This is a genomic window from Arthrobacter sp. CP30 (assembly GCF_053470025.1).
This window is the reverse complement of record NZ_JBQEMM010000001.1, coordinates 120,699-141,721: the sequence shown is the minus strand read 5'-3', so window position 1 is coordinate 141,721 and position 21,023 is coordinate 120,699. Positions and strand designations below refer to the sequence as shown.

The following is a 21,023-nucleotide window of genomic DNA, read 5'->3' as shown; positions in this document are numbered from 1 at the left end:
CGCCGATCCACCTGGGACCGGGTGCGGCGACCGTGTGTGAGGCACCACGCATCGGCGTCCTGCGTCCCACGGAACACCCAGACGCTGCTGCTACCGTGTCAGCTTCCCCCGCTCCCCCCGGCTCGCCTCGTGCTGCCCGGACCCGAAGGAACCCGTGTGACGCACCTGCCCGTCCAGCCCCAGCCGGCGGACCGACCCGTCCGACGCCCCGATCCCGGCGAGGGGCTCCTCGTGCCGGGCAGGGCCGAGCACCAGGACGAGAGCCGGCCCGAGCACCGTGCCGGTCACCGCTCCGGCCGTGGCCTCGACGACGTGGACGGTGGGCGGCCCCGGTGGCAGCGTCCCGTGGCGGTGGCCGTGATCGCTCTCGTCACGGCCGTCGTCGTGTTCGGCGGGTACTGGGCGGTACGACTCGCGACCAACGTCGACAGTCTCGACCTCAGCGCCAACGGGACGTCGGGGTCCGGGGTGGACGACCGCACCGACCGGCTCCAGATCCTGGTCCTGGGTTCGGACACCCGGAGCGGATCGAATGCGGCCTACGGCGCCGAGGACGATTCCTCGGGCTACGGGCAGGCGGACGTCATGATGCTGCTCGACATCTCCGCGGACAACCAGCACGTCAACGTCCTCAGCTTCCCGCGCGACCTCCTCGTGGACATCCCCGCCTGCACGGACGGGCAGGGCGGCGGCTCGTTCGACGGCAGGTCCGGCGAGATGATCAACAGCGCCATGCGGGACGCCGGTCCGGGGTGTGCGGTGGACACCGTCAACGAGGTCACGGGGCTCGAGGTGGACCACTTCATGCTGGCTGATTTCGCCGCGGTCACCGAGCTCTCCGACGCCGTCGGGGGAGTGGACGTCTGTGTCACCCAGGCGATCGACGAGCCGAAGTCCGGCCTGAAGCTGCCGGCCGGGACCTCGAGCGTCCAGGGCGAGCAGGCCCTGGCATTCCTGCGGGCCCGCGCGGCGTTCGGTGACGGTGGTGACCTCGGCCGGATCCAGGCGCAGCAGGCCTTCCTCGGTTCGCTCACCCGGAAGATCAAGGATGAGGGGACTCTCGGGAACCCGCAGCGACTGCTCGGGATCGCCGACGCCCTGACCAGCAACCTCACCGTGGACAGGGGACTGGCCTCCGTTCCCGCCATGGTCACCATCGGGAACCGGTTGAAGGACATCGACCCGGCGAAGGTCGCGTTCATCGCCGTCCCGACGGTGCCCGCGGCCGATCCGAACCGCCTGGTGCTGGACGAACCCCTCGCGTCCGAACTCTTCGCCGCACTCCGGTCCAGTGCCGATCTGACGACGCCCGCGGCGGACGTTCCCGCGGAAGGTGTTCCCGCTGCGGACGTTCCCGCGGAGGGTGATCCCGCGGCCGGGAGCACCGACCCGACCGCGAGTCCCGACACCGGTCCGCAGCCCGAAGCCTCCTCGGTCCCCGTGGTCGTCGCGGACGGGACGGGCGGCGCAGGCGTCGTCGCGTCACTCGTCCCGGCGCTGACGGGGGCCGGCTATGCCGGGGCCGGGAGCATGCCCGCCCCCGCGACGCCCCTCACCGGCATCTACTACGGCGAGGGCCTCGAGGAGGAGGCACGGGCCATCGCCGCCCTGCTCGGGCTGCCGGCGTCGATCGCCGCTCCAGATCCCTCGGTCTACGGTGTGCAGGTGTATGTCGGCGCGGACGCCGCAGGTGGGCTCGACCAGGTCGCCGGTCCCGACGTCTCGGGTGCCATCAACCAGACCGCCGATGAGGTGTCCTGCCAGGACACCAACCCGTTCGGCTGACCCCGGGACGGCGGGGCGTCGCAGACGTCTTCCCGCCCGCCGTCGTCCGTGATGATCCGGTCAGAGCACGACGACGTCGGACACCGCGACCACGGCGCCCCCACCGTCGCGGATCTGGAGCTGGGACACGTCCTCGCGCAGCACCGCGGCGTTCATCCGGCAGGTGACCGTGCGGTCCGCCCCGAGGAAGGTGCCGGAGAGGTACTCCTCGCCGTCCTCACCCACCAGCACCACCTCGAACTCCTCCCCGACGGCGAGCCCGTCCAGTTCGAGCACCGTCTCCGTGCCCCAGGTGTGCGCCACGAGGGCGGCGTCGACGGTGGTTCCTGCAGGCTGCTCCGAGAAGGCGACATCCTCCATTGCGCCGAGCGTCCCGGGCGGGCCGTCCGGGGGAGCCTGCAGGGCTCCCGTCAGGGCCTGCCCCCCGAGCGCACCGGCCACCACGAGCCCGGCCGCGGCGAGCGAGAACTGCAACCGACGCGGGCGGGTCCCGGACGTGGGCCTCCTGCTGCCGGTGCGCCGGGAGCGGAACGGAGCGGTGTCCACGGCGGGATCGACGGGATCCGCACCCGTGGCCAGGGAGACGCGCTCGGCGAGGCCGGGCGGCAACGGCGCTTCCTCCCACGCCAGGTCCGCGCGGCCCAGCCGCCGCGTGAGGTCCCTGAGCTCCTGCAGCTCCTCCGCCAGGGTCGGGTCCGCGGCGCAGGCGAGGTCGAAGTCGCGCTGCTCGTCGCCGTGGAGATCACCGGTGAGGGCAGCCGCGAGCAGTGCCTCCCGGCGTGCATGCTGATCGCTCATTGCTCCTCCTCCTCGCGCAGTGCTTCCCTCAGCGCTCTCAGTCCGTAGAACATCCGTGTGCGCAGCGTCGCCGCGGGAACGCCCGTGTGCCTCTCGAGCTGGAGGTAGGTCATCCCCTGCAGCTGGACCGCGACGATCACCTCGCGGTGTTCCCTGCTCAACCGCGCCAGCCCGCCGTACAGCACGATCCGGTCATCGGCCGGTCCCGTCTCCGAGACCACGGTGGCGGACGCCTGCAGGTGGTCGTCGGTGACCGGAGTGGGCCGTCTCTGCCGGGCACGCAGCTGGTCGATCACCACGTTCCGGGCTATCGCGAACAGCCAGGTCCGCTCCGACCCGCGGTCGGGCCGGTAGCTGGCCCGTGCCCGCCAGGCCCGGACGAAGGTCTCCTGCACGCATTCCTCGGCCATGCCGCCGTCGCGCGTGCTGTTGAACGCGAAGGCGTAGAGGCCACGGCCGTGCTCGTCGAAGGCCTCCCGCACGTCGAACGTGCCGGCGTCGTCCCTGATTGAAACCGCCCTCCGAGCCGTCGTCCCGAGCATCGTGTCCGCCTGTCCGCAGGTGTGGGTGCGAAGGGGATACAGCCGGGGGTGGTGAAACGTTCACCGGTTCGTCCGCGACGTCCGACCACTCCGCGACGACGGCGGTCCGTCCGCGGCGATGAACGCCCGGACGCAAGCGCGAGTATACCTTCGCAGGCGCACCGACCCGCGGCGCGCACATCGGAAGGGACACCATGCAGAGGACCACGAAGAGAAGGATCGCCGGGCTGTCGGGCATCGTCGGGACAGCGGCGCTCGTGACGGTGATGGGCGCTGCGCCCGCGTCCGCTGAGACGGCCGTCGACCGGCCGGACTCCTTCACCAGTGCCTACACGGTCGCGGCGCTCCCGGGCAACGTGATCGGCCCGGACAGCGCACCCGCCCCGGGTGAGCCCGGTGCCACCGGCACGTTCAACTTCATGATCAACTCGGACCTCGAGATCATCTGCTACGACATCACGCTCGACGGCGTCACGCCGCCGTTCCAGAGCATGGCGAAGACCTCGACCCACATCCACCAGACCGCGGCGGGGAAGAACGGCCCGCCCCGCATCGCCTTCCCGAATCCTGCGGGCGAGGGGACCCTGACGGGTTCGGGCTGCCTCCAGGGCCCCTTCACCACGGGACTGACGGGTGACGACGGCGTGGACACGGGCGAGGGCTTCTCCCTCAAGCAGCTCGAGGCCGACCCCGCCGGCTTCTCGGCCGACACGCACACGTCCGGCTTCGTGCCGGGTGCTGTCCGGGGCCAGCTGACGGCCCTGCCGATGGGCGGTGTGGACACGGGCGTCGCGTCGGCGCCGGCCTCCTCGCCGGAGTCGACCGCGCCCCTGGCCCTCGGCGCGCTGGCGCTGGTGGGAGCAGGCATCGGCGGTGCGGTGCTGGTCCGCCGTCGCGCCGGCGTCGCGTAGGGAGGACGAGGAGGGAGGACGAGGAGGGAGCCGGTCCCGACCTCCGTCGGGTCCGGCTCCCGCCGTCGTCGGCGGTGCAGGGGCGCGGGAAGGTCCGCCGCGTCGCTGACGCGCGGGACCGCGCCCCGGCGTCACTCCGTGTTGGCGCGCGCTTCGATCCAGTCGGTCGCCGCATCCGAGAGGAAGACGCCGTCGGGGCCGCGCTCACCGATCCACCAGGGGTCGGCGGCGATCAGGCCGCCCACGCGGCTGATGTCCGCGGCCACCTCGGGGGAGAGCGCCTCGCCGTTGTGATCGCCCAGCCACTGCCGCGTCTCCGGCAGGACGGCTGCCCACCACTCGTCGAGTTCCATGACCGCAGTATGCCCCGGCGCCGCGGGCTGCGGCTAGGGGAGCGGGCCGCGCCGCGGATGTCCGGCGAGCACGGAAGCGGACCAGGGCCGGGCTGCCGGACGGAACGACGGGAAGAGGACTCCCGGCGCCGGACCGTGCGCCGCCCTGCAGGGGAGAGCAGTCGACGGTGCAATCGACGGTGCAGTCGACGGTGCATAGGCTGGGTCCGGGAAGCCGAGCCCCGCGTCATGCACGGCCCGTCACGCCTCCTGATCCCCGGCCTCCGATCCGCGACCCCTGATCCCGACCTCCAGAGCAGAAGTGAGTACCCCGATGAGCTTCAAGGCAGCCACGCCCTCGGTCCTGTTCGTGTGCGTCAAGAACGGGGGCAAGTCACAGATGGCGGCCGGCCTCATGGACAGGGTGGCCGGGGGTGCCGTCGCCAGCGCCTCCGCCGGGTCGAAGCCCGGGTCCGCCGTCAACGGCCTCTCCGCGGAGGTCCTGGCCGAGCTGGGGATCGACATCAGCCGGAACATGCCCCGGCGGATCACCCGCGAGGACCAGGAGCGGGCGGACCTCGTCGTCGTCCTGGGTGCCGAGGCGCAGGTCGACGAGGTCGACGGCACGCTCTACGAGCGATGGGAGACGGACGAGCCCGGTGAACGCGGTATCGAGGGGATCGAGCGCATGCGCCTGGTCCGGGACGACATCCTCGAACGCGTCACCGCCCTGCACGCCGCCCTCACCCGCCGGTAGTGCGCCGGCGGACCAGCCCGTCCGGCATCCGCCGGCCTGCCGGGGTGCACGTCCATCCGCGTGTCTTCTCCGTGGTGTCGGAGCCCCCCACACACACACGCAATCTCTCCCCGGCGGACCTGATGGAGCCGACCGCCCGAGGAGGAGTTGAGTCGACCCGACTCAAGGTGATTTGGTGCCTCGAGCCCTCGGGCCTATAGTTGAGTGCAGAACGCTCAATCTACGCGCCCGGCGGATGAGCGCCTCGCAAATCCCGGGCAGTCGAAAGGAAATTGCATGTCACGTGCAGTAGGTATTGACCTCGGAACCACCAACTCGGTCGTCTCGGTTCTCGAAGGCGGCGAGCCCACCGTCATCGCGAACGCCGAGGGCGCCCGCACCACGCCGTCGATCGTCGCATTCTCCAAGTCCGGCGAGGTGCTGGTCGGCGAGATCGCCAAGCGCCAGGCCGTCAACAACATCGACCGCACCATCGCGTCGGTCAAGCGCCACATGGGCACCGACTGGAACGTCGACATCGACGGCAAGAAGTACACCGCGCAGGAGATCTCCGCACGCACGCTGCAGAAGCTGAAGACCGACGCCGAGAGCTACCTCGGCGAGAAGGTCACGGACGCCGTCATCACCGTGCCCGCCTACTTCAACGACGCCGAGCGCCAGGCCACCAAGGAGGCCGGCGAGATCGCGGGCCTGAAGGTCCTGCGCATCGTCAACGAGCCCACCGCGGCCGCTCTCGCCTACGGGCTCGACAAGGGCAAGGAGGACGAGCTCATCCTCGTCTTCGACCTCGGCGGCGGAACGTTCGACGTCTCGCTCCTCGAGGTGGGCAAGGACGAGGACGCCTTCTCCACGATCCAGGTCCGCTCCACCGCCGGTGACAACCGGCTCGGCGGCGACGACTGGGACCAGCGCGTGGTCGACTACCTGCTGTCGCAGGCCAAGGCGAAGGGTGCGGACCTGTCCAAGGACAAGATCGCCCTGCAGCGTCTGAAGGAGGCTGCGGAGCAGGCCAAGAAGGAACTCTCCTCGGCCACCTCCACCAACATCTCGCTGCAGTACCTCTCCGTCACGGCGGACGGTCCCGTCCACCTGGACGAGCACCTCTCGCGCGCCAAGTTCCAGGACCTGACCAAGGACCTGCTGGACCGCACCAAGAAGCCGTTCAACGACGTCATCGCCGAGGCCGGGATCAAGGTCGCCGACATCGACCACATCGTCCTGGTCGGCGGATCCACGCGTATGCCCGCGGTCGGTGAGCTCGTCAAGGAGCTCGCAGGCGGCAAGGAGCCCAACAAGGGCGTCAACCCGGACGAGGTCGTGGCCGTCGGTGCCGCACTGCAGGCCGGCGTCCTCAAGGGCGAGCGCAAGGACGTCCTGCTCATCGACGTCACCCCGCTGTCCCTCGGCATCGAGACCAAGGGCGGCATGATGACCAAGCTCATCGAGCGCAACACGGCCATCCCGACCAAGCGCAGCGAGACCTTCACGACGGCGGACGACAACCAGCCGTCCGTGGCCATCCAGGTCTTCCAGGGCGAGCGCGAGTTCACCCGTGACAACAAGCCGCTGGGCACGTTCGAGCTGACCGGCATCGCGCCGGCCCCCCGCGGGGTGCCGCAGGTCGAGGTCACCTTCGACATCGACGCCAACGGCATCGTCCACGTGTCCGCGAAGGACAAGGGCACGGGTACCGAGCAGTCGATGACCATCACCGGTGGTTCCTCGCTCTCCAAGGAGGACATCGAGCGCATGGTCCGCGAGGCCGAGGAGCACGCGGCCGAGGACAAGAAGCGCCGCGAGGCGGCCGACGTCCGCAACGGCGCCGAGCAGCTCGCCTACTCGGTGGACAAGCTGATCGCCGACAACGCGGACAAGCTGCCCGAGGAGGTCAGGACCGAGGTCCAGGCCGACGTCGACGCCCTCAAGAAGGCGCTCGAGTCGCAGGACAACGACGACGAGGTGAAGTCGGCCTTCGAGAAGCTGCAGGCATCCCAGTCCAAGCTCGGCGAAGCGATCTACGCTTCGGCCCAGCAGGACGCGGGGCAGGCCGGTGGCGCACCCGCCGACGACCAGCCGACGGCCGAGGGCTCCGACGAGGACATCGTCGACGCCGAGGTCGTGGACGACGACAACGAGAAGAAGTAGTCATGCCGCACCACGGAAATGAAGAAGAGCACCAGTCGGAGCCGGTGAGCTTCCGTGACAAGCGGAAGATCGACCCGGAAACAGGCGAAGTCCGTGGGCAGCAGAACGACGCCGGCGCCCCGGCCGCGGAGGATCCCGCGGCCGGGGAGCAGGCAGCGCCCTCGGGCGACGCCTCCGAGGGTGACGCCCTGGCCCAGGCCGAGGCCATCCTCAATGAGGCGGGCGCGGAGGGCGAGAGCAATCCGGCCGTGGACGTCGTCGCGGAACTGCGGAACGACCTCCTCCGGCTCCAGGCGGAATACGTCAACTACCGGCGCCGCGTCGAGCGTGACCGGGACGTCGCCCGTGACCAGGCGGTCATCGGCGTGCTCAACTCGCTGATGCCCGTCCTCGACGACATCGACGCCGCACGCCAGCACGGCGACCTCGCCGGGGGGCCGTTCGCGGCCATCGCCGGCAAGCTCGAGAACGTCCTCAAGGCGTACGAGCTCACCCGGATCGACGAGGTCGGCGTCGCCTTCGACCCGAACGTCCACGAGGCGCTCATGCAGCAGCCGAGTGCCGACGTGCAGGCCGACAGCGTCAGCCAGATCCTCCGCGCGGGCTACCGTAAGGGCGAGCGCGTCCTCCGGGCCGCCCAGGTCATCGTGGCGGTTCCGGAGTAATCAGCACCGTGAGAGCCGGGACAGCCCCCGAACGGCGGCAACGAAATTCCTGCGGGCCTGGCGGCCCTTGGAATATTGAAGCCGCCTTCCTCGGGGACTGCCCCGGCTCCCGCCGATTACTCACCTCTTTATTCGAAGAACTACGGAAGGAGACGCCCAGTGGCCAGTCAGGATTGGGTCGACAAGGATTTCTACAAGATCCTGGGTGTCTCCAAAGATGCGTCCGACGCCGACATCAAGAAGGCGTACCGCAAGCTCGCCCGCAAGCACCACCCCGACCAGAACCAGGGTGACGCCGGGTCCGAGCGCATGTTCAAGGACGTGTCCGAGGCCTACTCGGTCCTGTCCGACGCCGAGCAGCGCCAGCAGTACGACGCCATCCGCGCCATGGGCGGTGGTGCCCGATTCTCCGCCGGTGGTCCGGGTGGGGGCGCGGGAGCCGGTGCCGGGTTCGAGGACATCTTCGGCAACCTCTTCGGCCAGGGCGCAGGGCCGCGCCAGCGCACGGGGTTCTCGAACAGCACCCTCCCCCCGGAGTTCGCCGATCTCTTCGGCGGCGGCGGGATGGGCGGCAGCAGCTTCCCCGGCGGCTTCCAGCAGTCCCGCCCGCAGAAGGGCGCGGACCGGACGGCCAGCACCTCCATCTCCTTCGCCGGTGCCATCAACGGCACCACGATCGGCCTGCGTGAGCCGTCGGGCGAGCAGATCGACGTACGGATCCCCGCCGGCATCCGCGACGGACAGAAGGTCCGGGTCAAGGGCAAGGGCCAGCCCGGCCAGGCAGGTCCGGGCGACCTCATGGTCGCGGTGTCCGTCAAGGAGCACCCGCTGTTCAAGCGCGACGGCGACACCATCCGCCTGACCGTGCCCGTCACGTTCCCCGAGGCCGCCCTCGGAGCGCAGATCGAGGTCCCGACCCTCACGGGTGAGCTCGTGAAGATGCGTATCCCCGCAGGGACGCCGTCGGGCCGTACCCTCCGCCTCAAGGGCCGCGGTGTGAAGACGTCGAAGACCACGGGAGACCTGCTGGTGACCGTCGAGGTGGTGGTGCCGCAGAACCTGTCCAAGGAGGCGGAAGCCGCCGTCGAGGCGTTCAGGGACGCGACGAAGGACGCCGATCCCCGGGACGGCCTGGCCGCGAAGGCGCGCCTGTAACAGTACATTTGAGCGAACGCCGGGAGGACCGGCACGGAAGGAGGCCACCGATGGACTACGCGATGCCCGTGTACGTCATCTCCGTGGCCGCGGAGCTCGCCGACATGCACCCGCAGACGCTGCGGCAGTACGACCGGCTGGGACTCGTCACGCCCAGCCGTGCCCCGGGACGGGCGCGGCGCTATTCCCAGAAGGACGTCGGGACCCTGCGGGAGATCCAGCGGCTCTCCCAGGAGGGCGTGTCCCTCGAGGGCATCCGCCGCATCCTCGACCTCGAGAACCAGGTCGCGGCGCTCCGGTCCCGCGTGGGCGAGCTGACCGCGGAACTCGCGCAGCGGCGCGTGCAGGCCGAGTCGGGGCGCGTCTTCGCCGCCGGTCTCGCGGGCGACGTCGTCACCCTCGCGCGCGGGCAGCGCCCCCGCCCGCGGAGCCAGGCCGTCGTGGTGTGGCGACCGGAGGCCGTCCGGCCTCCTCTGGGGCAGCTGCCCCTGCGCGCCGCGAACTAGGGCGCGGTCCTGACCGCCGGTCCTGCGCCGGTGGAGCCACGGACCACGAGGTCCGCCTGGAAGAGGATGTCCGAGCGGGAGGTGCGGTCGCCGGCGAGTTCGGTGACGAGCGCGTGGACGGCGGCCTCCGCCATCGCGGTGATGTTCTGCCGGAGCGTGGTCAGGGGCGGGTCGGTGAAGGCCATGAGCGGTGAGTCGTCGAAGCCGACCACCGAGATGTCCTCGGGCACCCGCAGCCCGCGCGTCTGCGCCGCACGCATCGCGCCGAGTGCCATGACGTCGGAGGCGCAGACGATGCCCGTGTGGCCGCTGTCGATCAGCTCGTCGGCGGCACTCTGGCCTCCCTCGATGGTGAACATGCTCGTCGCGATGTGCGGATCGGCATCGTCCTCGCCGAGGAACTGGTGGAGCCCGGCACGGAAGCCCTCGAGCTTCCGGCGGCTCGGGATGAACCGGTCCGAGCCCGTCGCGAATCCCACGCGCTGGTGCCCCTGCGCCACGAGGTGGCGGACCGCGGTCCGGATCGCGGTGGCGTCGTCGTTCGAGACGGACGGCGCGTCGATCTCGGGGCGGGCGCCGTTGACCAGCACGAACGGCACGCGGCCGCGCAGCCTGCGGTAGCGCTCCACGCTCGCCCGACCGTCCGAGTGCGCGGCGCAGACGAAGATGATGCCGCTGACGCCCTGGTCCAGCATCAAGGCCACGTACTCGTCCTCCGTGATGCCCCCGCCGGGCAGTGTGCAGAGGGCGGGGATGTAGTCGTTCGGTGCCAGCAGGGCGGCGATCGCCCCCGCGAAGGCCGGGAAGACGGGATTGACGAGATCGGGCACCACGACGCCGATCTGCCCTTTCGACCGGCCGGCCGTCCGCGCCGGGCGCTCGTAGCCCAGGCTGTCCATGGCCGCGAGCACCGCCTGCCGGGTCTCCTGCGAGGCGCCGCCCTTGCCGTTCAGCACCCGTGACACGGTGGGCACGCTGACGCCGGCCGTCCGGGCGACGTCGTCCAGGCGGGGGCGGTCGATCCGGGTCTCGGAAGTCATGAGGTCAATCTAGCGCAGGCGGCCTCCAGGCGTAGAAAGTTTTCGTGAAAGTTGCTTGACGACGGGTCATGCCCCTCCCTAGGGTCGGGAGAACCACTCCTGGACAGTCCGGCTGCGCAGCGACGCGCGGTCGGGGAAGGACCACCATGACACTCCTCGACACCACGGCCCGGCCGGCGCGGGGGCCGGCTGCCCCACGCGCGTCCCGGCTCGCCGCCGTCGTCCTCTCCCTGCCCCTCCTCGCCACCCTGACGCCCGCGCCGGCGCTCGCGGACCACACGGCCATGCCGGGCACGGTGGCCCTCGTCGGTTCACTGCAATCGGAACTCGGCTGCCCCGGCGACTGGCAGCCCGAGTGCGCAGCGACAAGACTTGCCCCCGAGCCCGGATCACCGGACACCTGGACGGCGACCTTCGACGTCCCCGCGGGCTCCTACGAGTACAAGGTGGCGCTGAACGATGCATGGGGCGAGAACTACGGTGCGGACGGGGCGGCGGGTGGTGCGAACCTGGTCCTCGAGGCTCCCGGGGGCCCCGTCACCTTCACCTACGACCACCGCACGCACGTGATCTCCAGCGACGTCCCCGCGGCCCCGACGGCGACCACGGCCGGGCACTGGCTCACCCCCGAAACGCTCGCCTGGGACGTGGATCTCCCCGACGGCACGCGGTACCGCCTGTACTCGTCGCCCGACGGCGGCCTGGCGGTCGAGGACGGCGCCGTCGTCGGGGGCGCCTCCCTCGATCTCTCCGTGAGCGGATCGCAGCTCGCCCCCGCACTCGCGGCGAGATACCCGCACCTCTCCTCCCTCACCACCCTCACGCTCGGGAAGAAGGACGTGCGGAGGGCAGGTGAGCTCCTCAGGGGCCAGCTGCTGCTCGCGGCCCTCGCACCGGACGGGTCCGTCCTCGCCGCCACCGGGGTGCAGGTGCCGGGGGTGCTGGACAGCCTCTACGCCGGTGCGGCACGGCAGGAGCTCGGCCTGAGCTGGAAGGGCCGGAAGCCCCAGCTCGACCTGTGGGCTCCGACCGCCCGCAGCGTCTCGGTCCAGGTCTTCCGGGACGGGACGGGCGGCAGCCCGATCACCACCCGCGCGTTGCGCGCGGGCAAGGACGGCGTGTGGAGCGTCAAGGGCGAGAAGGACTGGAAGGGCGCGTACTACGTGTACGACGTCGAGGTCTTCGTCCCCGAGACCGGCGCCGTCGAGCACAACATCGTCACCGACCCCTACAGCGTGGGCCTGTCGACGAACTCCGAGCGGTCCCTGATCGTGGACCTCGAGGACCCGGCACTCATGCCGCAGTCGTGGTCGCGCCTCACCAAGCCGGCCGTGCAGAAGCCCGAGGAGCTGTCCGTCTACGAACTGCACGTGCGCGACTTCTCGATCACCGACACCACGGTGCCCGAGGCCGAGCGTGGCACCTACGCGGCCTTCGGGCGCTCCGGCAGCGACGGCATGACGCGGCTCTCGGACCTCGCGTCCAGTGGCCTGAACGCCGTGCACCTGCTCCCGGTGAACGACATCGGCACCATCGAGGAGGACCGCGCACTCCAGGCGGAGCCCGGCTGCGATCTCGACTCCTTCGCGCCCGACGGCACGGAACAGCAGGAGTGCGTCACGGCCGTGGCCGGCCAGGACGGCTTCAACTGGGGGTACGATCCCCTGCACTACACGACGCCCGAGGGCTCCTACTCGACCGATCCGTCGGACGGGACCCGCATCGCCGAGTTCCGCACCATGGTCTCCTCGCTGAACACCGCCGGGCTCCGCGTGATCCAGGACGTCGTCTACAACCACACTGCCGGCGCGGGCCAGTCCTCGACCAACAACCTCGACCGGATCGTGCCCGGCTACTACCACCGGCTGAACCCCGCGTCGGGCGCCGTCGAGACCTCGACCTGCTGCCCCAACACCGCCACCGAGCACACCATGATGGGCAAGCTGATGGTGGACTCCATCGTCACCCTCGCCAGGACGTACAAGCTCGACGGCTTCCGCTTCGACCTCATGGGACACCACTCCAAGCAGAACATCCTCGACGTCCGGGCGGCCCTCGACGGGCTGACGCTCGAGCGCGACGGCGTCGACGGGAAGTCCGTCTACCTGTACGGCGAGGGCTGGAACTTCGGTGAGGTGGCCGACAACGCCCGGTTCGAGCAGGCGACGCAAACGACCATGGCCGGCACGGGCATCGGAACGTTCAACGACCGCCTGCGCGACGCCGTGCGCGGCGGCGGTCCGTTCGACGGCGACCCCCGGATCCAGGGCTTCGCCTCCGGCCTGCTCACCGACCCCAACGGCGTCGAGGGGAACGGCACGGAGGAGGAGCAGCGGGCCCGCCTGCTGCTGTCCCAGGACCAGATCCGCGTGGGACTGACCGGCAACCTCAGGGACTACCGGTTCACGGACCGCCTCGGCAACGAGGTGACCGGCGCCGGAGTGGACTACAACGGCTCACCCGCCGGGTACACCGCGGACCCGCAGGAGGCGATCACCTACGTCGAGGCGCACGACAACGAGACGCTCTTCGACGCACTGGCCTTCAAGCTGCCCACGGACACCGCAATGGCGGACCGGATCCGGATGCAGACCCTGGCGCTCTCGACGACGGCGTTCGGCCAGGGGATCTCCTTCTGGCACGCGGGCGGCGAAGCGCTCCGCAGCAAGTCGCTGGACCGCAACAGCTACGATTCCGGCGACTGGTTCAACGTCCTCGACCACACGGGCACCGACAACGGCTTCGGCAGGGGCCTCCCGCCCCGGGCGGACAACGAGGACAAGTACGCCTTCATGCAGCCGCTGCTCGCCGATCCCGCCCTCAAGCCGACCGCGGCGGACATCGAGGCGGCCCGGCTGCAGGCGCAGGAACTGCTCGCCATCCGGCAGGGCAGCCCGCTGTTCAGCCTCGGCACGGCGGACCTCGTGCAGCAGAAGCTGTCCTTCCCGGGCAGCGGTACCGACCAGGCGCCCGGCGTGATCGTCATGCACCTCGACGACACCGTCGGCCCGGACGTCGATCCCGGGCGGAAGGGCATCGTCGTCGTCTTCAACGCGTCCGACGACGCCACGGTGCAGCGGGTCCCTGCCGCAGCCGGAGCCGGCTTCGCCCTGCACACCGTCCAGGCGGAGGGGAGCGACGACGTCGTCCGCGGGGCGACGGCCGCCGCCGACGGCACCTTCATGGTCCCGGCACGGACGGTCGCGGTCTTCGAGGCCCGCTGACCCTGCCCGGGAAGGCCCGGCTCCCGCACGGGGGCCGGGCCTTCGTCGTCCGGTGGCGGCCGCGCCTCAGGGCTTCGGGACGGACGTGCTGGAGCGGATGATGAGGGCGGTCCGCGCGGCATGGTTCGTCGGCCGGTGCGCGTCCGGTTCCTGCAGGATCTGCAGGAGCCGCCCGACGGCCCGCCGGCCCTGCTCCTGCGGGAACTGCGCGACCGTCGTCAGGCCGAGGGCCTCACCCAGCTCGTGCCCGTCGATCCCGATCACCGAGACGTCCTCGGGGACGCGCAGTCCCAGTTCGCGCGCGGCGAGGACGGCGCCGATGGCCATCTCGTCGGAGGCGCAGAACACCGCGGTGGGGGTGTCCCGCGGATACCCGAGCAGCTGCTTGGCCTGGGCGTAGCCGCCCTGGATGGTGAAGTCGCCGTCGATCCGCCAGGAGTCCAGGATGTCCAGCCCCGCGGCGGCCATGGCCGACTCGTAGCCGTGCCGACGGGTGCCGGAGATGCGGAAGTCGTTCTCGAAGGCGTCCGAGCCGCCGATGTGGGCGATCCTGCGGTGCCCGAGCGTGATCAGGTGCTCGGTGGCCAGTTCCGCGATCTCGTGGTCGTTGACGCTGTAGGTCTCGGCTCCGGGCAGCGGGCCGCCGATGCCCACGACCGGCTTCCCGACCGCCAGGAGCTGGCCCAGTTCGTCACGGCTCAGCTCGAGCGAGACGGGGATGACGCCGTCGCACCGCTGCCGCAGCAGGAACTCCGACAGGACGCGGTCCCGGGACCCGGCGTCCTCGTTCAGGTTGTACAGCGTGAGGTCATACCCCGCCTCGAGGAGGGATGCGGCCACGCTGTCGAGGATCTGGGAGTAGTACCAGCGGGCCACGGACGGGACGACGACGCCGATGTTGCGGTGCCGTCCCGAGGCGAGGGACGACGCCGTCGAACTGACCACGAAGTCGAGTTCCTTCGCGGCCTGCAGCACGCGGGCCCGGGCCCGCTCGGACACGCGCCCGTTCCCGCTGAGGGCACGGGAGACGGTGGCCGTGGAGACGCCGGCGAGTTCGGCGACATCCTTGATCCCGGCCATGGTCCCCCTGGGTCTGCGCTCCCGGCCGGTAGGGCCGGCACGGGACGATGTGAAGGGCGCGCCGGTCGGCGTGCCCCGCCCGATCATCCCGGATCGGGCGCGGATCCGCTATCCGGCGGTGCTGAGGATCCAGACGCAGGCGTCCGGGACCAGCAGGCCGTCCTCCACCGCGCCGGGCGTGCTGGCCGCGATGACCGTGCCGGGAGGCAGGGGAGCGGCGAACTCACCCATGTTGAGGACCACGAGCACCTCGCCGTTGAGGAAGGCGACGACGTCGCTCTGCTCGAACGGCCGGGACCAGCTCAGTGATCCCGCACCGAGGCGCAGATCCCGCCTCAGCTGCAGGGCCGTGCGGTAGAGGGACAGGGTGGAATCCGGGTCCGCAGCCTGGACGTCGCGGGCGAACCCCGCCCAGCCCTCGGGCTGGGGGAGCCATGGTGCTGCGGTCGAGTCCGCCCCGCCGAACCCTGAGGACGGCTGGTCCGCGCGCCACGGCAGCGGTACGCGGCACCCGTCACGACCGATCCGCTCGCCCCCGGTCCGGGCGAAGGTCGGATCCTGGCGGGCGTCGTCGGGCATGGAGGTGTGGTCGGGGAGACCGAGCTCCTCGCCCTGGTAGAGGTAGATGCCGCCGGGCAGGGCGAACATGGCGAGCGACGCCGCCCTGGCGCGGGCGAGGCCGGTGTGGAGATCGGGCTGGGGGTCGCTGTGCCCGATCCCGTCACCACCGCGGGGCGTGCCGTCGGTGAGGCCGAAGCGGCTGGTGTGCCGGACGACGTCGTGGTTGCTGAGCACCCAGGTGGTGGGCGCCGCCACGGCGTCGAAGGCCGTGAGCGAGGAGGAGATGACGTCCCGCAGGGCGTGGGCGTTCCACGGGTGGTGCAGGTAGGCGAAGTTGAACGCCTGGTGCATCTCGTCCGCGCGGACCCAGTCGGTCAGCCGGGGCAGGGGATCGATCGAAGCCTCGGCGCAGAGGATGCGTTCGCCGTCGTACTCGGCGAGGATCGCCCGCCACCGGCGGTAGATCGCGTGCACCTCGTCCTGGCCGAACATCGGTGCCTCCCAGCCGGGGAAGCCGTCGGTGGAACCGCCGTCGGCGCGTCCGCCCCAGTCGGGCAGCCCCTCGGCCTTGATGAGGGCGTGCGCCACATCCACGCGGAAGCCGCCGACGCCGCGGTCCAGCCAGAAACGCAGGACACGCTCGAACTCCGCGCGCACGGCCGGGTTGTCCCAGTCGAAGTCGGGCTGCGAGGAGTCGAAGAGGTGCAGGTACCACTGGCCGGGGGCGCCGTCCGCAGCGACGGTCCGGGTCCACGCGGGCCCGCCGAAGTGGGACTGCCAGTTGTTCGGCGGGATGCTGCCGTCCTCGCCGCGGCCGTCGCGGAAGATGAACATCGCGCGCTCGGGGGAGCCGGCGGGTGCGGCGAGGGCGGCCTGGAAGAGGGTGTGGTCGCTGGAGCAGTGGTTGGGGACGAGGTCCACGATCACGCGGATCCCGAGGGCGTCCGCCCGCCCGACGAGGGCGTCGAAGTCGCCCAGCGTGCCGAATCGCGGGTCGACGTCGCAGTAGTCGGCCACGTCATAGCCGCCGTCGCGCTGGGGCGAGGTGTAGAACGGCGAGAGCCAGACGGCATCGATGCTCAGCTCCGCCAGGCGCGCGAGTTCGCCCGTGATCCCGGGCAGGTCGCCCGTGCCGTCACCGTTGGAGTCACGGAAGGACCGCGGATAGACCTGGTAGATCACGGAGGAACGCCACCACTGGTCCTCCTCGTGCGGTGCGTGCAGCGGAGTGTGGAAGGCGGCGGGCGAGGTCAGGGACTCGCCGAGCAGGGGGGCGATCTCGGGCATGCGGACCATCCTAAGCCCACACCGGGCATGTTCTGGAAGCGTTTCCAACCATCAGTGGGCTGGCTTTGTTGATTTGTCAGCGATATTGCGTTGATCTTGCGTGGACTAGGCAGAAATCTTGCAAGCGTTTACAGTTGTGACTCGGGTCACCGCAGCTCCGTCCCCGGAGCGGTCGTGGCATCGACGTCTCCCGGCTCCAGGACTCCCCGTCCGCCGCCGGGGGACTGACCGAAGACGCTCATGAAAGGTTCACCAATGAAGGTGCGATCCACCCAGCCGACGCGTCGGCACGCTTTGATCACCGGCGTGATGTCGGTTGCAGTCCTGGCCCTCACGGCCTGCGGAGGGGGAGCTTCCGAGTCCTCGTCCACCACCACCACCTCCGCAGCGGCCGCCGACCTCGCCGAGGGTGGATCGACGACCCTCACCATGTGGGTGGACGCCGAGCGCGCCCCGGCCCTCGAGGAGATCACCAGGTCCTTCAAGGAGGACACCGGCATCGAGGTCAAGCTCGCGGTCAAGGACTTCGCCGCCGTGCGCGACGACTTCATCACGCAGGTGCCGACGGGCAAGGGCCCGGACCTGATCGTCGGCCCCCACGACTGGCTGGGCACGTTCGTCCAGAACGGGGTCGTGGCGCCCGTCGAACTCGGCGACAAGGCCGCCGGGTTCCAGGAGTCCGCCGTCCAGGCTATGACCTATGACGGCAGCGTCTACGGCGTCCCCTACGCCCTCGAGAACATCGCACTGCTCCGCAACACGGACCTCGTGCCCGAGCCTGCGGGCACCTTCGACGAGGTCATCGCCAACGGCGAGGCCGCCGTCGCCGACGGATCCGCCGTCTACCCGTTCCTCGTGGGCATGGACCCCAAGCAGGGAGACCCGTACCACCTGTACCCGCTGCAGACGTCCCTGGGCGTACCGGTCTTCGGCCAGAACGAGGACGGCAGCTACAACGCCGACGAACTGCTGCTCGGCGAGCCCGGCGGTGTCGAGTTCGCGAAGAAGCTCGTGGAATGGGGAGACACCGGATCGAAGATCATCAACTCCAACATCACGGGTGACATCGCCAAGGAGAAGTTCAACGCGGGGGAGTCGCCCTACTTCCTCACCGGTCCCTGGAACGTCCCCGACGCGCAGGCCGCCGGCCTGAACCTCGCCGTGGACAAGCTCCCCACAGTCGGTGACGAGGATGCCCAGCCGTTCATCGGCGTCAACGGCTTCTTCATCTCCTCACAGAGCGTCAACGCGCTCGCCGCGAACGAGTTCGCCGTGAACTACCTCAGCACCGAGGCCGCACAGGACGCCATGTACGACGTCGGCGGACGCCCCCCGGCGCTGAAGGCCAGCTTCGACAAGGCAGCCTCGGATCCGATCGTCGCAGCCTTCGGCGAGATCGGCGCCAACGGCGTCCCCATGCCGGCATTGCCCGAGATGCAGGCCGTCTGGGCCGACTGGGGAGCCACCGAGCTCGCCCTGATCAAGGGCAGCGGCGACCCCGAGGGCGCCTGGACCACCATGGTCGGCAACATCGAGGCGAAGATCGCCGGACAGTAGGACCCCGCGGCGCCCGTCGTCCAGACGGCGGGCGCCGTCCCGGCTGCTCCGGCAGCAGGCCGGCCACCGCCGGTCGAGCGATTCCCGGCGGTGGCCATCCACCCAGTAGCGTCGCCGATCAACGAAAGCTCCCCCCATGCCCACACTGGCCCCTCCCGGCCCGGCCGCAACGCGCCCGCCGAAGAAGACCGCCCTCCGCGCCGACTCGACCCTCGGCCTGCTCGTGAAGATCGTGCTGCTCGGGCTCGTGGACGCATTCGCCGTCTACGTCATGATCACCCTCTTCCTACAGGAGAAATGGCTGGTCCTCGTGTTCGCCGCCGTCGTGACGGTGCTGATCAACTGGGTCTACCTGCGCCGGGGCGGCCTGCCCGCCAAGTACCTGGCGCCCGGCATCTTCTTCCTGGTGATCTTCCAGGTCTTCGTCATGATCTACAGCGGCTACGTGGCCTTCACCAACTACGGCGACGGGCACAACAGCACCAAGGCCGACGCCGTGAACGCCATCCAGCTCTCGGCACAGCAGCGCGTCCCCGACTCGCCCGCGTACCGGGTCACGATCCTCGAGCGCGACGGCGTCTTCCACCTCCTGGCCACCGAGCCCGACGGCACGGTCTCGGTCGGCACCACGGGTGAGCCGCTGGAGGAGGCCGAGGACGCCGTCACGGACGGCACCGGCAAGGGCACGGAACTCGAGGGCTACCGCGCCCTGCAGTTCGGCGAGGTCCTCGCGAACCAGGCGGACATCCTCGCGATCACGGTCCCGTTCTCCGACGACCCCGAGGACGGCAGCCTGAAGACCGGCGACGGCTCCAACGCCTACGTGTACCGCCCGTCGCTGAGCTACGACGAGGACACCAGCACCTTCACGGACCTCGAGACCGGCGCCACCTACTCCGATCGCGGCGAGGGCTCGTTCCAGTCCGAGGACGGCGAGCAGCTCAGTACCGGATGGAAGATCAATGTCGGCCTCGACAACTTCACGAAGGCGTTCTCGGACCAGAACATCCGGGGGCCGCTCCTCCAGGTGGTCCTCTGGACCTTCACCTTCGCGATCGTCTCGGTGCTCTCGACCTTCGCGCTCGGGCTCTTCCTCGCCAACGCCTTCAACCTGCCGGACCTCCGCGGGAAGCGGATCTACCGGATCCTGATGATCCTGCCGTACGCCTTCCCGGCGTTCCTGGCCGGCCTCGTCTGGTCCGGTCTGCTCAACCCGGAGTTCGGGTTCGTCAACAACACCTTCTTCGGCGGCGCGGACATCCCCTGGCTGACCGACCCGGTCCTCGCGAAGGTCAGCGTGCTCGTGGTCAACCTGTGGCTCGGGTTCCCCTACATGTTCCTGGTGTGCACGGGAGCACTGCAGTCGCTGCCCGAGGAGGTCAACGAGGCCGCCCGCATGGACGGTGCCTCCGCCTGGCGTACCTTCACCGCCATCAAGCTGCCGCTGCTGCTCGTCTCCGTGGCGCCCCTCTTGATCGCGAGCTTCGCGTTCAACTTCAACAACTTCAACGTCATCTACATGCTGACGGACGGCGGGCCCCGCTTCGACAACACGACGGCGAACATCGGCCACACCGACATCCTCATCACCATGGTCTACGAGATCGCCTTCGGGACAGGTGTGGGCCGCGACTACGGCCTCGCCAGTGCCCTGTCCATCATCATCTTCATCATCGTCGCCGTGATCTCCGCCATCAGTTTCCGGCAGACCAAGGCTCTGGAGGACATCAACGGATGACCACGTTCATCGATCCGCAGGCAGTAGCACCGGCCCCCACCCCGTCCGGGGGGTCCGGTTCCGTCCCCGCACAGCGCAAGCGTTCCTTCGGCCAGTGGTTCCGGCACAAGGGCTGGCGGCACGTGGTCGGCGTCGTCACGACGGTCTTCGCCGTGTTCCCCCTCCTGTACGTCCTCTCCGCCGCCCTGAACTCGAACGGCACCATGGCCGGGTCCAACGCCCTGTTCACCGCGTTCGACGGTGGCAACTTCGAGGCCCTGTTCAGCGATCCCACGCGTCCCTTCGGCCGCTGGTTCATGAACACCATGGTGATCGGCGTGGTGACGAGCGCGGCCACCGTGTTCCTCGGGGCGCTGGCCGCCTACGCGTTCAGCCGCATGCGCTTCACGGGGCGCCGCGTCAGCCTGCTGTCGCTGCTGATCCTCCAGATGTTCCCCCAGCTGCTCGCCGTCGTCGCGATCTTCCTGCTCCTCAATGCGATCACCGACGTCGTGCCCTGGCTGGGCCTCGGCAGCCAGCTCGGCCTGATCATGGTCTACCTCGGCGGAGCGCTCGGCGTGAACACATACCTCATGTACGGGTTCTTCAACACCGTGCCGAAGTCGCTCGACGAGGCCGCGCGGATCGACGGCGCGAGCCACGTGCAGGTGTTCTTCACGATCATCCTGCCGCTCGTCACGCCGATCCTCGCCGTCGTCGGGCTGCTGGCGTTCATCGGGCTGAGCAGCGAGTTCGTCATCGCCAGCGTGGTGCTCACGGACCCGGAGTCGCAGACCCTCGCCGTGGGCCTCTACTCCTACGTGGCGCAGCAGCGCTCCGAGAACTGGGGCGTCTTCGCCGCCGGCGCCGTGCTGGCAGCGGTCCCGGTGATGGCCCTGTTCCTGTTCCTGCAGAAGTACATCACCAACGGTCTCGTGGCCGGTTCCGTCAAGGGCTGACA

General features: G+C 70.1%; 17 protein-coding genes. 11 read left to right on the top strand and 6 right to left on the bottom strand.

The genetic code is table 11. From position 1 onward, the window contains the following. Positions 1-156 precede the first annotated feature (156 nt). Positions 157-1,785: an LCP family protein gene (locus ACTIMO_RS00615; RefSeq protein WP_448181137.1), complete on the top strand. Its 1,629-nt coding sequence runs from the start codon at positions 157-159 to the stop codon at positions 1,783-1,785. A 60-nt stretch (positions 1,786-1,845) separates the two neighbouring features. On the opposite strand, the gene ACTIMO_RS00610 is transcribed toward ACTIMO_RS00615, so the two are convergent. Both ACTIMO_RS00610 and ACTIMO_RS00605 read right to left on the bottom strand, forming a co-directional pair. Beyond that, on the bottom strand, positions 1,846-2,583 hold the full coding sequence (locus tag ACTIMO_RS00610; RefSeq protein ID WP_448181136.1) for a hypothetical protein: 738 nt from the start codon (positions 2,581-2,583) through the stop codon (positions 1,846-1,848). After that, complete coding sequence (locus ACTIMO_RS00605; RefSeq protein ID WP_448181135.1) at positions 2,580-3,125, bottom strand: sigma-70 family RNA polymerase sigma factor; 546 nt, start codon at positions 3,123-3,125, stop codon at positions 2,580-2,582. The genes ACTIMO_RS00610 and ACTIMO_RS00605 overlap by 4 nt, the downstream gene beginning before the upstream one ends. Before the next feature lie 194 nt (positions 3,126-3,319). On the opposite strand from ACTIMO_RS00605, the gene ACTIMO_RS00600 reads away from it, so the two are divergent. Beyond that, a complete protein-coding gene (locus ACTIMO_RS00600; protein WP_448181134.1) occupies positions 3,320-4,036 on the top strand; it encodes a CHRD domain-containing protein in 717 nt (238 codons plus the stop codon). 131 nt (positions 4,037-4,167) lie between these two features. Here the strand turns inward: ACTIMO_RS00600 and ACTIMO_RS00595 are convergent, their stop codons facing one another. Beyond that, the gene (locus ACTIMO_RS00595) at positions 4,168-4,389 is read right to left on the bottom strand and encodes a hypothetical protein (RefSeq protein ID WP_448181133.1); all 222 of its coding nucleotides are present in this window, start codon (positions 4,387-4,389) and stop codon (positions 4,168-4,170) included. A 313-nt stretch (positions 4,390-4,702) separates the two neighbouring features. Between ACTIMO_RS00595 and ACTIMO_RS00590 the strand changes: the two genes are divergently transcribed. The 5 genes from ACTIMO_RS00590 (at position 4,703) to ACTIMO_RS00570 (ending at position 9,596) form a co-directional block, all read left to right on the top strand. Then, on the top strand, positions 4,703-5,125 hold the full coding sequence (locus ACTIMO_RS00590) for an arsenate-mycothiol transferase ArsC (RefSeq protein WP_055767262.1): 423 nt from the start codon (positions 4,703-4,705) through the stop codon (positions 5,123-5,125). Positions 5,126-5,401: 276 nt separating this feature from the next. Next, positions 5,402-7,270: a molecular chaperone DnaK gene (gene dnaK, locus ACTIMO_RS00585; protein WP_055767265.1), complete on the top strand. Its 1,869-nt coding sequence runs from the start codon at positions 5,402-5,404 to the stop codon at positions 7,268-7,270. Positions 7,271-7,272: 2 nt separating this feature from the next. Next, on the top strand, positions 7,273-7,935 hold the full coding sequence (locus tag ACTIMO_RS00580) for a nucleotide exchange factor GrpE (protein WP_448181132.1): 663 nt from the start codon (positions 7,273-7,275) through the stop codon (positions 7,933-7,935). A gap of 159 nt (positions 7,936-8,094) precedes the next feature. Continuing rightward, complete coding sequence (locus tag ACTIMO_RS00575; RefSeq protein ID WP_055767271.1) at positions 8,095-9,090, top strand: DnaJ C-terminal domain-containing protein; 996 nt, start codon at positions 8,095-8,097, stop codon at positions 9,088-9,090. A gap of 50 nt (positions 9,091-9,140) precedes the next feature. Then, positions 9,141-9,596: a heat shock protein transcriptional repressor HspR gene (locus ACTIMO_RS00570; protein ID WP_448181131.1), complete on the top strand. Its 456-nt coding sequence runs from the start codon at positions 9,141-9,143 to the stop codon at positions 9,594-9,596. Here the strand turns inward: ACTIMO_RS00570 and ACTIMO_RS00565 are convergent. Continuing rightward, positions 9,593-10,636: a LacI family DNA-binding transcriptional regulator gene (locus tag ACTIMO_RS00565; RefSeq protein WP_448181130.1), complete on the bottom strand. Its 1,044-nt coding sequence runs from the start codon at positions 10,634-10,636 to the stop codon at positions 9,593-9,595. The two genes, ACTIMO_RS00570 and ACTIMO_RS00565, sit on opposite strands and share 4 nt — an antisense overlap. 146 nt (positions 10,637-10,782) lie before the next feature. Here ACTIMO_RS00565 and pulA point away from each other — a divergent pair, with 146 nt between their 5' ends. Next, on the top strand, positions 10,783-13,860 hold the full coding sequence (gene pulA, locus ACTIMO_RS00560; protein ID WP_448181129.1) for a pullulanase-type alpha-1,6-glucosidase: 3,078 nt from the start codon (positions 10,783-10,785) through the stop codon (positions 13,858-13,860). Between the two features lie 66 nt (positions 13,861-13,926). Here the strand turns inward: pulA and ACTIMO_RS00555 are convergent, their stop codons facing one another. Together ACTIMO_RS00555 and ACTIMO_RS00550 are read right to left on the bottom strand one after the other, a co-directional pair. Further along, positions 13,927-14,940 carry a LacI family DNA-binding transcriptional regulator gene (locus ACTIMO_RS00555; RefSeq protein WP_055767283.1) on the bottom strand — a complete coding sequence of 338 codons (1,014 nt, stop codon included), beginning with the start codon at positions 14,938-14,940 and terminating at the stop codon, positions 13,927-13,929. 108 nt (positions 14,941-15,048) lie between these two features. Continuing rightward, a complete protein-coding gene (locus ACTIMO_RS00550) occupies positions 15,049-16,788 on the bottom strand; it encodes a glycoside hydrolase family 13 protein (protein ID WP_448181128.1) in 1,740 nt (579 codons plus the stop codon). A 255-nt stretch (positions 16,789-17,043) separates the two neighbouring features. On the opposite strand from ACTIMO_RS00550, the gene ACTIMO_RS00545 reads away from it, so the two are divergent. The 3 genes from ACTIMO_RS00545 (at position 17,044) to ACTIMO_RS00535 (ending at position 21,021) form a co-directional block, all read left to right on the top strand. Further along, a complete protein-coding gene (locus tag ACTIMO_RS00545) occupies positions 17,044-18,345 on the top strand; it encodes a sugar ABC transporter substrate-binding protein (protein ID WP_448181127.1) in 1,302 nt (433 codons plus the stop codon). Between the two features lie 136 nt (positions 18,346-18,481). Beyond that, the gene (locus ACTIMO_RS00540) at positions 18,482-20,083 is read left to right on the top strand and encodes an ABC transporter permease subunit (RefSeq protein ID WP_055767291.1); all 1,602 of its coding nucleotides are present in this window, start codon (positions 18,482-18,484) and stop codon (positions 20,081-20,083) included. Beyond that, positions 20,080-21,021 carry a sugar ABC transporter permease gene (locus tag ACTIMO_RS00535; protein ID WP_055767295.1) on the top strand — a complete coding sequence of 314 codons (942 nt, stop codon included), beginning with the start codon at positions 20,080-20,082 and terminating at the stop codon, positions 21,019-21,021. Before ACTIMO_RS00540 ends, ACTIMO_RS00535 begins: the two co-directional genes overlap by 4 nt. Positions 21,022-21,023: the final 2 nt, after the last annotated feature.

Bases quoted from the DNA above. Each gene is read 5' to 3' on its own strand.
- ACTIMO_RS00605 (WP_448181135.1), bottom strand. From the start codon at position 3,125: ATGCTCGGGACGACGGCTCGGAGGGCGGTTTCAATCAGGGACGACGCC.
- ACTIMO_RS00600 (WP_448181134.1), top strand. From the start codon at position 3,320: ATGCAGAGGACCACGAAGAGAAGGATCGCCGGGCTGTCGGGCATCGTC.
- ACTIMO_RS00550 (WP_448181128.1), bottom strand. From the start codon at position 16,788: ATGCCCGAGATCGCCCCCCTGCTCGGCGAGTCCCTGACCTCGCCCGCC.
- ACTIMO_RS00590 (WP_055767262.1), top strand. From the start codon at position 4,703: ATGAGCTTCAAGGCAGCCACGCCCTCGGTCCTGTTCGTGTGCGTCAAG.
- ACTIMO_RS00555 (WP_055767283.1), bottom strand. From the start codon at position 14,940: ATGGCCGGGATCAAGGATGTCGCCGAACTCGCCGGCGTCTCCACGGCC.
- dnaK (WP_055767265.1), top strand. From the start codon at position 5,402: ATGTCACGTGCAGTAGGTATTGACCTCGGAACCACCAACTCGGTCGTC.
- ACTIMO_RS00595 (WP_448181133.1), bottom strand. From the start codon at position 4,389: ATGGAACTCGACGAGTGGTGGGCAGCCGTCCTGCCGGAGACGCGGCAG.
- ACTIMO_RS00565 (WP_448181130.1), bottom strand. From the start codon at position 10,636: ATGACTTCCGAGACCCGGATCGACCGCCCCCGCCTGGACGACGTCGCC.
- ACTIMO_RS00540 (WP_055767291.1), top strand. From the start codon at position 18,482: ATGCCCACACTGGCCCCTCCCGGCCCGGCCGCAACGCGCCCGCCGAAG.
- ACTIMO_RS00580 (WP_448181132.1), top strand. From the start codon at position 7,273: ATGCCGCACCACGGAAATGAAGAAGAGCACCAGTCGGAGCCGGTGAGC.
- ACTIMO_RS00570 (WP_448181131.1), top strand. From the start codon at position 9,141: ATGGACTACGCGATGCCCGTGTACGTCATCTCCGTGGCCGCGGAGCTC.
- ACTIMO_RS00535 (WP_055767295.1), top strand. From the start codon at position 20,080: ATGACCACGTTCATCGATCCGCAGGCAGTAGCACCGGCCCCCACCCCG.
- ACTIMO_RS00610 (WP_448181136.1), bottom strand. From the start codon at position 2,583: ATGAGCGATCAGCATGCACGCCGGGAGGCACTGCTCGCGGCTGCCCTC.
- pulA (WP_448181129.1), top strand. From the start codon at position 10,783: ATGACACTCCTCGACACCACGGCCCGGCCGGCGCGGGGGCCGGCTGCC.
- ACTIMO_RS00545 (WP_448181127.1), top strand. From the start codon at position 17,044: ATGAAGGTGCGATCCACCCAGCCGACGCGTCGGCACGCTTTGATCACC.